8 protein-coding genes are annotated in these 14673 nt (G+C 63.4%); 3 read left to right on the top strand and 5 right to left on the bottom strand.

The annotated features are described in order from the left end of the window. Positions 1 to 139 precede the first annotated feature (139 nt). Positions 140 to 2533: a glycosyltransferase gene (locus H1Q64_RS33940; RefSeq protein ID WP_269145446.1), complete on the top strand. Its 2394-nt coding sequence runs from the start codon at positions 140 to 142 to the stop codon at positions 2531 to 2533. Positions 2534 to 2551: 18 nt separating this feature from the next. On the opposite strand, the gene H1Q64_RS32815 is transcribed toward H1Q64_RS33940, so the two are convergent. From H1Q64_RS32815 to H1Q64_RS32805, 3 genes are read right to left on the bottom strand one after another with little or no spacing between them, the layout of a single operon-like run. Beyond that, positions 2552 to 4285 carry a B12-binding domain-containing radical SAM protein gene (locus H1Q64_RS32815; protein WP_237908271.1) on the bottom strand — a complete coding sequence of 578 codons (1734 nt, stop codon included), beginning with the start codon at positions 4283 to 4285 and terminating at the stop codon, positions 2552 to 2554. 49 nt (positions 4286 to 4334) lie between these two features. Beyond that, a complete protein-coding gene (locus tag H1Q64_RS32810; RefSeq protein ID WP_237908270.1) occupies positions 4335 to 5405 on the bottom strand; it encodes an NAD-dependent epimerase/dehydratase family protein in 1071 nt (356 codons plus the stop codon). 49 nt (positions 5406 to 5454) lie between these two features. Continuing rightward, positions 5455 to 6534 (bottom strand): NAD-dependent epimerase/dehydratase family protein, encoded by a 1080-nt coding sequence (locus tag H1Q64_RS32805; RefSeq protein ID WP_237908269.1) that lies wholly within the window; start codon positions 6532 to 6534, stop codon positions 5455 to 5457. A gap of 214 nt (positions 6535 to 6748) precedes the next feature. On the opposite strand from H1Q64_RS32805, the gene H1Q64_RS32800 reads away from it, so the two are divergent. Next, entirely contained in the window at positions 6749 to 9499 is a 2751-nt protein-coding gene (locus H1Q64_RS32800) for a hypothetical protein (protein ID WP_237908268.1), read from the top strand. Between the two features lie 13 nt (positions 9500 to 9512). Continuing rightward, positions 9513 to 12164, top strand: coding sequence for a hypothetical protein (locus H1Q64_RS32795; RefSeq protein WP_237908267.1), 2652 nt, complete (start codon positions 9513 to 9515; stop codon positions 12162 to 12164). 55 nt (positions 12165 to 12219) lie between these two features. Here H1Q64_RS32795 and H1Q64_RS32790 read toward each other — a convergent pair whose 3' ends face one another. Together H1Q64_RS32790 and H1Q64_RS32785 are read right to left on the bottom strand one after the other, a co-directional pair. Beyond that, on the bottom strand, positions 12220 to 13836 hold the full coding sequence (locus H1Q64_RS32790) for a radical SAM protein (protein ID WP_237908266.1): 1617 nt from the start codon (positions 13834 to 13836) through the stop codon (positions 12220 to 12222). A 59-nt stretch (positions 13837 to 13895) separates the two neighbouring features. Then, positions 13896 to 14591 (bottom strand): FkbM family methyltransferase, encoded by a 696-nt coding sequence (locus H1Q64_RS32785; RefSeq protein WP_237908265.1) that lies wholly within the window; start codon positions 14589 to 14591, stop codon positions 13896 to 13898. Positions 14592 to 14673: the final 82 nt, after the last annotated feature.

Below are 14673 nucleotides of genomic sequence, written 5' to 3'. Positions count from 1 at the left end.
GGATGTGTGACATTGGTCCCAGAATGGCCACAGCCAAGACACTGGTCACAGCCCATGCGGGAAGGCTTGCCGGGGCTCGCGGAGCGGCGGTAGATAGCGGTGCTCCTCCCGCCTTCCGCCTCCCTACGCCGAGCCCCTCATGACCCTGCCGCCGACCTTCGACGCGGATGCCCTCGCCCGCTACGCGGCGGCGGACGTCATTTTCCTGGCCCAGGACGGCTTCCGGCAGCCCTCCGCGCGGGTGCGCTGCTACAATTTCGCCAAGGCGCTGCGCCAGCAGGGTCTGCGGGCGGAGGTGCTGTCCTTCTTCGACCATCTGGGCGCCACCGACCAGGCCGGCGCCCTGTCCACGATCCCCGAGGAGGAGAAGATCCGCCTGAACCTGGAGGCGCACCGGGTGCTGGCCACCAACCCGCGGGCGATCCTCTATGTGCAGAAGGTCGGCTATCACACGCTGGCGGCGGCTCTGGCGGCGGAGCGCGGCGGCAACCGGATCGTGCTCGACTACGACGACTACGAGCTGGACATGCAGCCCTTCCGGCGGCTGGAGCCCTGGTTCCCCAGCCTGCGGCCCGACCAGCTCTTCCACACCGTCGCCAACCGGGCCGGGGCCTGCGTGGCGGCCAGCCACCGGCTGGAAACGCTGCTGGCCCCGCTGAACCCGAACACGCACCTGATCCACACGGTGGCCGACCAGGACCTGTTCACCGCGGACGGGCGGGACGCGCCGCGCCGCCGCTTCGGGGACCGGGTGAACATCCTCTATTCCGGCGACTTCTGGGGCGACATTCCCATGAAGGACGTGCTGTTCGCGGTGGACGCCTTCGCGCTGGTCCCACGCGCCGTGCGCAACCGCGCCTGTTTCCACATCATCGGCTTCGGGCGGGCCTGGGAGGAGTTGAAGCGGCGCCTGAGGGAGCGCTTCCCGGACCTGCCCAACCTCGAACTGCACGAGTTCATCCCGCCGGCCGAGATCCCCGCCGTGCTGCGGGAGATGGACATCGGCGTGCTGCCCTACTCGGCCAACGAGTTCAACGTCGCCAAGAGCCCGACCAAGATGTTCGAGTTCCTGCTGGCCAAGGTGGCGGTCTGCGCCACGCCGGTGGGCGAGGTGACTCACTGCCTGGAGAACGGCGTGTCCGGCCTGCTGGCCGAGGGGATGGAGGGCTATTCCGCGGCGCTCGCCCGGCTGATCGGCGACGACGCCTTCCGCCGGGAGGTGGCCGAGGCCGCCCACTGGGTGGCGATGGAACGTTTCTCCCTCCAGGGCATCGCCGCGCGGCTGGCCGCCGTCGTCCGCGGCCTGCTGGAGCCGGAGCCGCGGGCGGAATCCCCCGCCGTGACGACGCTGGAGGATTTCCTGGCCGCCCGTCTCGCCCGCCCGGTCCCGCCGGCCCCGCGCGAGGTGCATCTGATGCGCCGCGACCTGGAAGCCCTGCTGGCGACCGAGGATCTGGAGGGCGCCGACCCGCGCCGCTGGAGCGGGCCGCTGGTCGCCGCCCTCGACTGGCCCGGCCTGATCAGCGTGGAGCGGGTGGCGCCGGACCGCGTGACCGCCCTGAAGGCCGCGGCGGCGCGCCACCGCAACGCCGCCCGGCTGCGCCCGGAGATACTCCTGCCGGTGCAGGAACGGCCCTCCGGCCCCCCGGCGCTCAGCAAGCTCGCCGCGGCGGAGGATTGGGACGACCCGTCCTGGCGGCCCTGGGCGGTGCGGGTGCGGACCAACGTCTCCACTTTCCAGGCCCCCTACATCGACGATGCCGACGCGGAGCGCCGCCGCGACGAGGACGCCCGCAACAACATCGACAATTTCTTCAAGCGCAGCCGCGGCACCTGGGAACGCGCCCAGTTCCTCTACGGCCTCGACCGGCTGGGGGTGCTGGAACGTCCGTCCCGCGCCCTGGTGCTGAGCGCCGAGGTGGACGGCTTCTACCTCATGCTGACCGAGCTGACGCGGGCCGTCGGGGTGGTCAATGTCGGGCCGGGAGCGGCGGCCCACGCCGAGCGGGTGGCGCGCGGCGACCGTGACCCCTGGCTCGCCAAGCCGCGCCGCTTCCACCGCGACCGCATCGCGATCCATCACGGGATGCCGGGGCGGGATCTGTTCGCCGACGCGCCGTGGGATGCCGTCGTCCTGCCGCAGAACACGCTGCCGCGCCTGGTGGCGGAGGGGAAGGCGGCGGAGCTGCTGGCCTGGATCGACCGGCGTCTGGCGCCGGGCGGGGTGCTGGCCTTCTCGGCGGAGGTCCGGCTGAACGGGCGTCCGGGCGTGCCGGGGCTCACCCCGCGTCAGGCCACGGCCCTTGGGGATACCCTGGCGGGCATCGGACTGGACCTGCCGGGGCCGGTGGACCTGTCGCTCAGCGACGCCACGCTCGACCGGTTCGTGACCACCGGCGCGCCGGGCTCGGCAAACCCGAACTTCGCCGCCCGCACCGGCGAGGCCCTGCACGTCACCGCCGTCTGGTTCGCCCGCAAGCGGGTCGATGCCCCGGGCGGCGGCTGGGAGAGGCTGGCCCGGTTCCTGGCCTGACCACCTCTCCCCCGTTCCTCATTCCGCTGGAACGGGCGCGTCGTCGTAGAGGTCGTGCAGGGCGGCGGCGGGAACTCCCAGCCGGGCCGCGTCCTGCCGCATCGCCGTGCGGGAGGAGACGATGCGCGGCGTGAGGAAGACCGGCCCGGTGAAGCCGGGCAGGGCGGCGGGGGCCTCCACCGGGGCGCCGTCCAGCGACTGCCCGGCCAGCTTGCCGTCGAACAGCCGCACGCGGCCCTCCGTGATGAGCGGCTTCAGCGCCGGCACCTGCCCCAACGTTTCGAAGAAGTCGGTGCCGATGCCCCACAGGGCCACCGGGCCGTCCGCCGCCACTTCGATCACCGCGGCACCCAGCGCGCGCCACTGGCGGATCAGGTAGTCGGAGCTGCTCTTGGCCTTGTCGGCCCCGATGGCGAGGTCGCCTTCGGACAGGCGGCGCATCTTCTCGCCGCCGTCGGGCACGTAGAGATACTGCTCGTCGAGCGCCGCCCCCGCGTAGCGGTCGAGATGCCCCTTCTCCCGCAGGGTGGACATGGGCGTGCCCTCGATCTCGCCGCAGCCCGTCTCCTGGAAGGTGTCGAGCGGCAGGCTGGCGATGTAGGCCTTGGTGTCCTGCATCTGCTCGCGCGTCTCGCCCGGCAGGCCGTAGGTGAAGGTGCCGTGCACCGTCATGCCCAGCCGCTTGATCTCATGCACCGCGGCGCGCGCGGTCTCCAGGTTCAGGCGCTTGTTGACGATGTTGTCGTTGACCCACTGGTTGCCGCTCTCGAAGCCCAGCTTGACGCCGAAGCATCCGCTGTCGCGCATGGCCTGCCACGTTTCCAGCTTGATGGTGTCGGCGCGGCACATGGCCGACCAGGGCAGGCCGATGCGGGTCATCACCTCGCAGATCCCCAGCACGTGCTTGTCGCCGAGGTTGAAGGTATCGTCGTCGAAATAGATGGACCGGTAGCCGTAGCGTCCGACCAGATCGCGCAGCATCCCCTCCACATAGTCCGGCTCGTAGAAGCGGACCGAGCGCTTGCCGGTGCCGTCCGGGTCGTTGCCGGTCATGGTCGCCGGCCAGACGCAGAAGATGCACTTGTAGGGGCAGCCGCGGCTGGCCCAGACCTGGAGCTGCGGCGCCTTCTGCCCGGCGGGGTTCACGTCCCAATAGCGGTGGGCGATAGTCTCGTCGAAGTAGGGGTAGGGCGCGGCGTTCATCTCCGCCACCGTCAGCAGCTCGTGGGGAAGCACGCCGGTGGCGCCGTTCAGCACGCGCACGCTGCCCTTCTCGTACTCGCCCTGGATGACGGCGTGGATGGGGAACTGCTCCATCACCGCCTCGCCCTTGGCGGACATGGCGCCGGTCAGCACGATCTTGGTGTCGGGCAGGATCTCCTTGACGCGCCGCACGATGGTCTGGTCGTGGTCCCAGCAGGGCGTTGCCGTCTCGATGAAGATGTACTCGTACCGTTCGTCCCGCAGATGCTGGAAATAGCTGTCGTAGGATTCGCGCAGCGCGATGGAGTCGCGGAAGACGACCTTCGCCCCGGTGGCCTTGGCGGCGTAGGTCGCGGCGTAGCCCATGAAAAAGGGATAGGGCAGATACTCCCCGAACACGAAATTGCCGGGCGAGGAGTGGGCCTGGTTGGTGTGCGGCCACCGCGAACCGGCGCGCACGCCGCTGAACCAGGCGGAGGCCGGGGCGTCGTCGCCCGCGAACTCGAACCGCTTGATCCACCAAGGCGGATTGCTGAACAGGACCTTCATCGCGCTTCCTTCCACCGCTCCCCGCGGATCGTCATTCTCAGGCCAACCGTCACTGGCGGGCGAACCGGTCGGTCATTTCGGCGTGCATCTCGGCCAGGATGCCGTCGATGTCGCGGGTCAGCGACCAGCCCGGATAATGCTCCTGGAAACGCCGGATGTCGCTGATCCACCAGATGTGATCGCCGATCCGGTTGGTCTCGTCGTAGCTCCAGGCCATCGGGCGGCCGGTCAACTGCTCGGCCTTGGCGATGGCCTCCGCCATCGAGCAGTTGGAATGGCGCCCGCCGCCGATGTTGTAGACCTCCGCGCTGCGCGGCGCCTGGAAGACATGCCAGAAGGCGTTCACCAAGTCGAAGGAATGGATGTTGTCGCGCACCTGCTTGCCCTTGTAGCCGAACACCCGGTAGGGCGTGCCGGTGACTGCGCATTTCACCAGATAGGCCAGGAAGCCGTGGAGCTGGGCGCCGGAATGGCCCGGCCCGGTCAGGCAGCCGCCGCGGAAGCAGGCGGTCTTCATGCCGAAATAGCGCCCGTACTCCTGCACCATCACGTCCGCGGCCACCTTGGAGGCGCCGAACAGGCTGTGCTTGGTCTGGTCGATGCTCATCGCCTCCGGGATACCGTGGGCGGCCCAGGGGTGGGACGGGTCCAGCTCCCAGCGGCTCTCCAGCTCCACCAGCGGCAGGGCGTTTGGCGTGTCGCCGTAGACCTTGTTGGTCGAGGTGAAGATGAAGGGCGCGTCCGGGCAATGGCGCCGTGCGGCCTCCAGCAGGTTCAGCGTGCCGTTGGCGTTGACTGAGAAGTCGGTGAAGGGCTCCCGCGCCGCCCAGTCGTGCGAGGGCTGGGCCGCCGTGTGGATCACCAGCGCGATGGAGGCGCCGTAGCGCGCGAACAGCGCGTCGATGGCATCCTGGTCGCGGATGTCCGCGGTGACATGGCTGTAGGACGGGTGCCGCTTCTCCAGCCGCTCCCGGCTCCAGGCCGTGCTTGCCTCGTCACCGAAGAAGTAGCGGCGCATGTCGTTGTCCACACCGACGACGTCGAACCCTTTCTCCGCGAAGAAGCCGACGGCTTCGGCGCCGATCAAACCGGCGGACCCAGTGACGATGACGACGGACATGAAGGAGGTCTCCTCGGAAGAATGGGGCGGTGTGACCACCGAGCGTCGTCTATAACAGAATAGGTTCCAGGATGCGCCGGTTGGCGTCCAGCCAGCCGAACAGTTCGTCCATGATGGAACCGGGGAGGTGTTGCGGACGCCAGCCGGTCGCCTGCGTGACGTCTGCGTTGTCGGTCACGTACCAGGGAATGTCGGCGGCGCGGGTTTCCGGACTGGCGGCGATGGGGATGCTCCGGCCCGCCCGCTCCGCGCAGAGTGCGGTCAGCTCGGCCAGCGAGACGCTCACCTCCGGCCCGCCACCCACGTTGAAGACGCGGCTCTTGAACCGGTCCATGCCGGCCACCTGCACCGTCAGCAGATCATACAGGTCGGCGACGTGCAGCATGTCGCGCACTTGGAGCCCTTCGCCGCCGAAGCCGCTGTAGGACAGGGTGCCACCATACAGGTGCCGGGCCGCCCACAGCACGACGACGCCCTGGTCGACCTTGCCCATCTGCCAGGGGCCGGTCAGCACGCCGCACCGGTTGATGACGGCGCGCAGGCCGTACATGGCGCCGTATTCCTCGATCATCAGTTCCGATGCCAGCTTGGTGGCGCCGTAGATGGACCGGCTGCCCGGCATCGGGAAGGCTGTGGAGATTCCGGCCGCCGACCAGCCCGGCCCGCTGGCCTGGTCCGGCAGTACCAGCCGGGTGGCACCCCGCTCCAGCGACAGCCGGCGCAACGGGTCGATCGGGTAGACGCGGCTGGTGGACAGGAACACTATGTCGGCGCCGTGGCGCCGCGCCGCCTCCAGGCAGTTCACCGTGCCGACGAGGTTGGTGTTGATGACATAGGCCGGGCTGCCGTCATAGCCGGCGTGCACCGACGGTTCGGCGGAGCATTCCAGCAGCAGGTCGAAGGCTCCGAGTTCCTCCAGATCCTCCGGGTTGCGCACGTCGCCGTGGGCGAAGCGCACGCCGCCCGCGCGCAGACGCTCCAAGGCCAGTTCCGAGCCGCGCCGGCGCAGGTTGTCGAAGGCGACGACCTCGGCTTCGGGGCGGTCGCGCTTGAACAGAAGAGCGAGGTTGGACCCCACGAAGCCGGCCCCTCCGGTGACGACGATCCTGTGAGGGCGTGTGGTGTTCATGGCGGGGGAAAAATCCTACTTCAAGAATATAGAGGGATGATCGAAGGGGCCTGGTTAATAAAGCCTAAAGTCATACGCGCCAAGCCGGTCTTGTCCCCTTCCCATAGGGTGTCGTCCGCATCTCCTGTTGCGGTCAATATCGCAAATTGTTGCCCTGGAGAGGCTCATTCAGGTATGCCACATTTTCAAATTGGCTGAGTGCTGGAGACCCTTCATGCTGTCGGTTGTGCTGTACGGACGGAATGATTCGCATGGTTACAACCTTCACAAACGTGCAGCCGTCAGCTTCAATTGCATAGCCGAAGTGCTGGACGATCCGGACGATGAATTGATCTTCGTCGATTACAATACGCCGAACGACCTTCCAACCTTTCCCGAAGCCATCGCCGACACCCTGACCGAGCGTTGTCGGCACCGACTCCGGATCCTGCGTATCCGCCCCGAAGTGCATGAATCCTTCCGCACCCGCACACATCTGGTGGCGCTGGAATCGGTGTCCCGTAACGCAGCAATCCGCAGGGCCAATGCCGCCAACCGATGGATACTGTCGACGAACACCGACATGGTGTTCGTGCCGCGTCAGCGAGGGGACTCGTTGTCCCGTATTGTCGCCGGTCTGCCAGACGGATTCTATGGGCTGCCCCGTTTCGACGTCCCACAGGCGCTCTGGGAATCGGTGAACCGTTCCGATTCCCAGGGGATCATTGAGCAATTTCGCCGCTGGGGCCGACATTTCCACCTGAATGAAATTGTCTATGGCAACAGCCTGATTCGCTTCGACGGGCCGGGCGACTTCCAATTGATGATGCGGGACGACATCGCCGCGATCCACGGTTTTCACGAAGGCATGATTCGTGGTTGGCACGTCGATTCCAATCTTTGCAAGCGCATGCTGCTCCTGCGTGGTGCGATCGGATCGGTCGAAGACAAGGTGCTCGGCTACCATTGCGATCACTCCCGTCAAGCGACGCTGGCGAACCAAAGCACCAAGATCGAGAACGACCCCAACCTTTATGTCTTCGGTGTCGAAACGCCGTACATTCCCATGCAGGCTGATGATTGGGGGCTGCCGGACGCGCCGGTTGAGGAGATCCGGCTGACAGGTTCCCACGTCGCGCGATGCGCGACGGCGTTGGAGCGGACCTTGGAGCCGATGACTGTCGACCGTTATGAGGCTGACTATCTGCCTGAGCGGTACAACGATCTGACCTATACGCCGGAGCATGCGCTCCCCTATATCGCTGACCATCTGACGACGCTCCCGCTCAACGCCGATATCGGCTATTTCGGTGGATGCGCGCGCACTTTCATGCTGTTCCGGTGCTGTGCCGAAGCCCTGGGCTTTACAGGCCGTATCCTGATCGAGCCGTTCATGGAAACTTGGCTGCTGGCAGACGCGGAGAATGCCGGCCCGGCCGGCGGTAGTGTCGCTACGGCACCCGCCGACGACATTGCGGATCGGGCATCCGCTCTTTTCTTCGAGTTCGGCCTCGACAATATTCCGCCTTTCGACACGCGGACGGTGGCTCATATGCTGGAAGGCATCGCCTCTGAGGAGGAGCGCCAGCGTATTATCGGCCAGCAGCGCCTGTTGTCGGTTGGCGAGGACGGACTGGCCCGGCTGGGTGCCGTGCACGCGGCTTTCCGCAGCATCGTCCGCCGCATGCGCCGTCCCGACCGGCTGGTTCGCGCCGGCGCGAAAAAGTTTTTTGCGATCAATGCGGTGAACAACATCTTCGAATACAGCTTTGCCGCCCACATCAATCTGACTTGGCCGCCCTTTACGACCCGCCTGCGTCATGGATACCTGCGTCCGGAATGGCGGTCCGTCATGGCGCACCCCGATTGGACCGACCTGCAGACCTATCTGGCGGCTGAACTGAAGCGTGGACGGTCGGTCGAGTTCTGGGAAGTCCGGATGTTGTTGGATGATGCCCGGTATGTCTGTGGACAGGAACACCCCGAAGCGGTCGAGCCGTGGCGGTTCAGCGAGCCGTTGGCGGCGTTGCTGCGATGGCCTCTCCTGCCGGATCGCATCGGTTTAGCGCCGGCGCGCATCGCCGCTGCGCTTTCATGGATCGAAGAACATCGGCTCGCCGCACGGCTGCGGCCACGCGTGACGGTGCCCCGACCGGAGGCCGGCACGGAAGCGCATCCCCTCAGCAAGCTGTGTGGAATCGAGGATTGGGAGAAATCCGACTGGTTTTCCCTCGCGGATGATTATGTCGGTGGGAACACCGTGTTGCGGTATTCCGTGTCGACGAACCACCATTTCAAGCGGAGCCGCGGTGTGTGGGAGCGTGTGCAGGCACTCTGGGCCATGGAGCGTCTGGGGGTCTTGCACTCCACTGCCCGCGTGGCGGTCTTGACCCCGGACGTGGATGGTCTTTACGCGTATCTGAGCCTGTTCGCCCGGCATGTCGATGTGGTTCCCGGTGGGGTCGAGCGGGCGGACGAGGGCTGGCTGAGCAAGCCGCGCTTCTTCGCCCGTAGCAAGATCAGTTTCCATGACGGCTGCGGTGCGGCGACGCTGACGGGGCGGGAGTGGGATGCGGTCTTCTGCACGCAGAATGTCCTGTTTCGGGATGGGCCGGAGAGGGTGGCTGGAAGGCTCGCGGCGCTGGATTGGCATGTGAGGATCGGAGGGGCCGCCGCTGCTTCGGTCGAGGTCGTCCTGGACGGCGGGCGGCATCGCCCCTGTCTGACGCCAGACGAGGTGGAGGCGATTCGGGACCTTGTGGAGCGCTACACGGGATGGCGCTGTGCCGGGGCCTTCGACTGGTCGATCAGCGACAACACATTGGATCGCACGGCGCGGGACGGCACGGCCGAAATGCGGCGTCCCCATACGGTGGTCGACAGCGGAGGCGTCCTGCACACCGTCGGCATCCTTGTCCTACGCAAGGAGGCCGAGACAACGGACGGCGGTTGGCAACGTCTGGCCGATGCCTTGGCTGGCCTGTGAGGCGACCGCGCACATGATCTCCATCATCGTCTACGGCCGGAACGACCATCACGGCTACAATTTCCACAAGCGGGCAGCGATCAGCCTCAATTGCTTGGCCGAGATGCTGTCCGATCCGGACGACGAGATCCTATTTGCCGACTACAACACGTCCGACGGTTTTCCGACTCTGGTCGAGGCCATTCGCGACACCTTGACGGAGCGCTGTCGCCGGCTTCTGCGGGTGTTCCGCATCCGCCCCACCGTGCATGAACGGTTTCGCGCCCGTACCCATCTGGAGGTGGTGGAGGCGGTGTCGCGCAATACGGCGCTGCGGCGTTCCAACCCGGCTAACCGCTGGATCATGTCCACCAACACGGACATGATCTTCGTCGCCCGCGATCCTGGACGCTCGCTATCCGCCATCGCCGCCGAGAAGCCGGATGGATTCTATCATCTGCCCCGCTTCGAACTGCCGGAGACGCTCTGGGAGTCCTTGGATCGCCGGGATCCACACCGCATCATCGAGATGGTCAGGCGTTGGGGGACGCACCTGCACCTGAACGAGGTTGTGCACACCGACGCCTTCGCCCGGTTCGACGGCATTGGTGACTGCCAGCTTGTGCTGCGCAAGGATCTGTTCACCATCAACGGCTTCCATGAAGGCATGCTGGTCGGCTGGAACGTCGACATGAACTTGTGCCGGCGCCTGCGTCACTTGTACCCGGAAACGGGAAGCTTGCTGGACGACGTGTTCGGTTACCACTGCGATCACACCCGCAAACCGACGGCGGCGCTCAGCGCAGCCGCCATCCAGAACGATCCGCATGTGTTTATCAATGCGGTCGTCCGTCCCGACCTGCCAGAGCAAGCGGAAACCTGGGGTCTGCCTAGCGATCCGGTCGAGGAGTATCGAGGGATCGACCTGCCGGCCGACCGTTTTGTCACCGCGCTCGACGCGATATCGAAATCCCTGGACCAACCCTATGCCGAAGCCCGCAACGACCGCAGCGCTTATCTCTCCCTGACCTATTCTCCGGAACATGTTTTGCCCTACGCCGCTGACCACTTGTCGACCATTCCCCATGATGGCTTCGTTGGTTTTGTCGGAGGGTCCCATGCCATGCTTCGTCAACTTGCCGCCCTTTGGCGGGATATGGGAGGTCGGGGGACCTTCCTGGTGCTTGATTCGCTTACTGAAGATGGCGTCCTGTCGGATGTCGCTGAGGCGGTGCCGCTTGACAGACTGCACCGGTCGGCGCGAATTTTGATCTTCGACTTCTCGGTTGATCACGAGGTGGCACCGGAAGGGGAAATCCGGCATGTCCGCGATCTCAACCCGGCGATCCGCGACCGCCTTGGCCGCGTCAAAGGGGCTTTCAACCGGCTGGTAGCCATGGCGCGGCGTGATGGCGGTGCGGCCATGCAGCGCAAGTTCGTGTGCCTGAACGCCATCAACACCTACTTCGGAACGGTGGCGCGTACGGAATTGATGTTCACCTGGACTCCCTTCACCACTCGTGTCTGCTACGGATCGGTACGCTCCGACGACCAGCCCGTGGCTCCGCTCCGCTCCGGCAGTGCCATGGCGCTTCATTTGGAAACGGCGTTGGGGCGCGGTTTTGCGGTCGATCCATGGGAGCTGACCATGCTGCGCGCTGACTTGGCGGTGGTCGCCGCGTCTGAGGATCTCGGTGCAGTCGATCCTCGTTGCTTTACCGAACCGCTGCTGGCGCTGCTGAGTTGGCCGGGGGTGGCGGCGGAGTTCGGGTTGCCCCCGGAAAAGGTCGAGACCCTGCGACACGAGGTCGGGCGCCGCCGCCCCTCAGCCCGGTTGCGATCGTCGATTGATCCACGTTTCGCAGCGCTTCACGCATTCGGTGCCGGGCGGGTGTCGCTGAGCAAGATCGCCGCCGCCGAGGATTGGGAGGACCAGCACTGGCGCCTCTGGGCCGAGCGGCTGACGCGGGAAGGCCTTGGCTACATCGTCTCGACCTACAATTACTTCAAGCGTAGCCTCGGTGTCTGGGAGCGGGTGCAGATCCTATATGCGCTTGACAGCCTGGGTGCGTTGACATTGGACGCACGCATTGCTGTGATGACGTCGGGGCCGGATGGATTGCCCATGTTCCTGGCCGATCGGGTGGGGCAAGTGGATGTGATGCCCTTTCCGCTCTCCGAAACCGGCCCGGACATGCCAGAAAGCCTCTTCGTGGCATGCAAGAACCGTTTTCACGACCCGGAGCGGCTCGCCGGGTGCAATCTCCGTCCCGCGGTTATGGGCGAAGCGTGGGACGCCATTGTCATAACTGGAGGAAAAATTCTGGAGAGAGGGGCTGCCGTGGCGAGCGAACTCTTGGTCCGGCTCGGGCGTCTCCTTCGGCCCGGCGGCACCCTCGTGTTCTCGACGCCCATCGAGATGTCAGTAGAGCCGATTGGGCGCACGCCAGGGCTGGATGTCGTCCTGACTCTGCTTGCGTTAGGCCAAGAGCGTGCCGGGTTGCGTCCGCAGGGAAGCCTTGATTGTTGTCTCGCCAATCATACCCTCGACCGCGTTGCTCAAAAGGGAACAGAACAAACCGCTCGCCCTCATCTCGTCATCATGGGAGAGGCCTCCTTGACGACGGTCGCGGTGCTGTGTCTGCGCAAGGACGACAACGAGACAGAGGATGCGGAAGGCGGATGACGCTTTTCGTTGTCGCCGCCCGCGTCCCTCATGTTGTGCCGATCCCAGCACCAGCCTATGGCAACAGCCGATCTGTCGCCGCAACAGCATTCATCGTGGCCCCGTCAAGGTCCAAAAGGACTTCAGTCGGCAGCACGGACTCCCTCTCCCCGACGGGATATGCTGCGAGCTGGAGCTTGGCAATGCCGGCTTCCATGCGACCGACGAATTCCGCCTTGATGCCGTCATCGCCTTCCTGAACATACCAAGTTCCCTGCAATTCGCCGCGACGTTCCGCGCGCAGGACGACATGGGCGCGCCGCACCCCCGGCGGCAGCTTGGGCCAGGAAAGCCGAAGGCGGAAGTATCCGCCGGGCTCGTAAACAGCCATGGGCATGTATGAGGTCAGGAAGTGATCTCGCGGATAGCTGACTTTGGTGAAACGGACAAAAGTCTCATCGCTCGCGTAGTCTGGTGTCTCACCAGTGCGCTGCGCCGCGAGAATATACTGGAATGTGTTTAAGAAGTCTTTTGGACCACGAATTTCGAGCTGCGTTTTCCAGTGATTGCGGTGGCGCAGATTGCGGCCAGCATTCGAAGTGGCCTGGTACTCCTCCACCCGGTTGGTCAGGCGCTTCCAATAATGGTCCAGAGACGTTGCCGCCACGGTGAGATTGCTTTTCTGGAATATGTCCAGCGCTTCCTCAAAATAATTACTCCAATCCGGAATATCGTCCAAGAGTTGTGGGTTTTCGAGCAGGTTTTCGCTATAGAACGCATCTTCCGTCCCGCGGAAATTGATAAAATCGTAGAAGGATGTTACAATACCGTGTTTGGCATGCCAGCGGGCATACTCAGGAAGGCGTTTTACACCAGTTTTCAGGACAAGAGCATTGGTCTGAAATGACCATTGTGGATATTCTTTTCTTGCAAGTTCTACAAACTCAAGGATATTGCGCTCGACCAGTGACCATTTACTGTTTACGCGGATCGACTCATAACCTTCACCAATCGAATCCAGGCTCACGGCAAGATGCAAATGCTTCTTCTTGCGGAGAGTCTCCATATGCTTGTGATGGAGCGTTCCATTTGTGCAAATCGACAGTCGGACATTGTCGTATTCCGGATTGTTAATAAACTGACGGATGAAGGAAATGGCTTCCGGCAGCGCGAAAGGCTCGCCGCCGATGACCGTAACGTCCATGGCGGCACGCAAAGCCTTGTTCCACCGCAAAATGCTGTCGGCGTGTACTTGGCGTTTGTTGTCGGCGCGCCGTGGCACTTGATGGCACATGCGACAGGCTAGATTGCATGAGAAGCCGAAATTTGCGTAGATCCGCACCGGCGTGGCGGTCAGCTCTACGGCTCCGGACTCGTATTCTTGCTGCAGAAGTTTCCAGTTTGCTGTCTGGTGCTCCGAGAGATCTGGGAAAACAGAAGTATCAAAATAGATAGTATCTTCAGATCGGTTCTGAAAAAAGAAGCATGTGGTGCATCCATTGGGATCCGCTGATTTTTTCCCAGAATTTATCTTGCGTATGGTTTGTATATTCGCACTGTTCCAATAACCCTCGATGTCAATAGGGTGATTGATCCAGGGGTCTTTTTCACCCGCATAATAGCAGCAAGCGCTGACCATGTTGTCAGGCGCCGAAATGTTCAACTCGTACCATGCGGCCGGGCATTTGGGCATTGATCGTCCTGAGTCTCGCGTTACTGCTGTCATCGTAAGCGACGCTATCGAACACGGCGTCAGCGTTCAGGGAAATAAACGGTAACGCTGCTTTCACTAACAACTGGCGCGGATTTTTTCAAGATAAAGTTGTCATAATCCACACAGAATACGGAACCATATCCTTGTTTCGAAAGCCAATGCAACGCTTCAGCGTTGCTCTGATTGCGGCGGCTCAATGCATGATTCAATTCGACAAGAACATATGGGTCGAAGGTGCGGAGCGTCCGCTCCGCACCTTGAAGCGCCTCCAGGTCAAAACTGTCGACATCGATTTTGATAAGGTCAACACGACCAAGTCGTCGTTGCTCAACAAAGTCGTCTATGGAGTAAAAATCCACTTCGAGGCGCTCGGCGTTCTGTCCCCAAATCTTGAATATCGAATCCACGAACCGCCCCGATTGCTTGCCAATGCCCAGCCGCAAAGCCTCCACGTTTGGAAGATTATGATGCCGGAGATTGTTCTCCAGCTTGGACCAAGTGTCCGTTGGCTCGAAAGAAAACACAAAACCATCTTTTGCCAACCATGAGAAAAGAATAGAATAATATCCGATGTTGGCGCCAACATCCAAAACGGTCCAGTCAGGCTTTATATTCTCCGCGCACCATCTTTTTGCTTCCATTTCGCAAGTCGGATAGTACCAAAGAAATTCTTCATAATAATCAACCAACTCAATATCGGGGAGGCCTGGGACCTGGGTAAAAATGCTGTCCATGAAAATAAATCGACTTTTTCTGGTTGCACAAAAGTGACCGGTTTTTCCCGGCCGTGGCATAATAGCACAGACAGGCAAACGC

Source organism: Azospirillum brasilense, assembly GCF_022023855.1.
Taxonomy (GTDB): domain Bacteria; phylum Pseudomonadota; class Alphaproteobacteria; order Azospirillales; family Azospirillaceae; genus Azospirillum; species Azospirillum brasilense_F.
This window is presented reverse-complemented; position numbering and strand designations above follow the sequence as displayed.

What these genes read in the sequence shown, in the direction of transcription:
- H1Q64_RS33940 (WP_269145446.1), top strand. Translation starts at nt 140, where the DNA reads ATGACCCTGCCGCCGACCTTCGACGCGGATGCCCTCGCCCGCTACGCG.
- H1Q64_RS32815 (WP_237908271.1), bottom strand. Translation starts at nt 4,285, where the DNA reads ATGAAGGTCCTGTTCAGCAATCCGCCTTGGTGGATCAAGCGGTTCGAG.
- H1Q64_RS32810 (WP_237908270.1), bottom strand. Translation starts at nt 5,405, where the DNA reads ATGTCCGTCGTCATCGTCACTGGGTCCGCCGGTTTGATCGGCGCCGAA.
- H1Q64_RS32805 (WP_237908269.1), bottom strand. Translation starts at nt 6,534, where the DNA reads ATGAACACCACACGCCCTCACAGGATCGTCGTCACCGGAGGGGCCGGC.
- H1Q64_RS32800 (WP_237908268.1), top strand. Translation starts at nt 6,749, where the DNA reads ATGCTGTCGGTTGTGCTGTACGGACGGAATGATTCGCATGGTTACAAC.
- H1Q64_RS32795 (WP_237908267.1), top strand. Translation starts at nt 9,513, where the DNA reads ATGATCTCCATCATCGTCTACGGCCGGAACGACCATCACGGCTACAAT.
- H1Q64_RS32790 (WP_237908266.1), bottom strand. Translation starts at nt 13,836, where the DNA reads ATGCCCAAATGCCCGGCCGCATGGTACGAGTTGAACATTTCGGCGCCT.
- H1Q64_RS32785 (WP_237908265.1), bottom strand. Translation starts at nt 14,591, where the DNA reads ATGGACAGCATTTTTACCCAGGTCCCAGGCCTCCCCGATATTGAGTTG.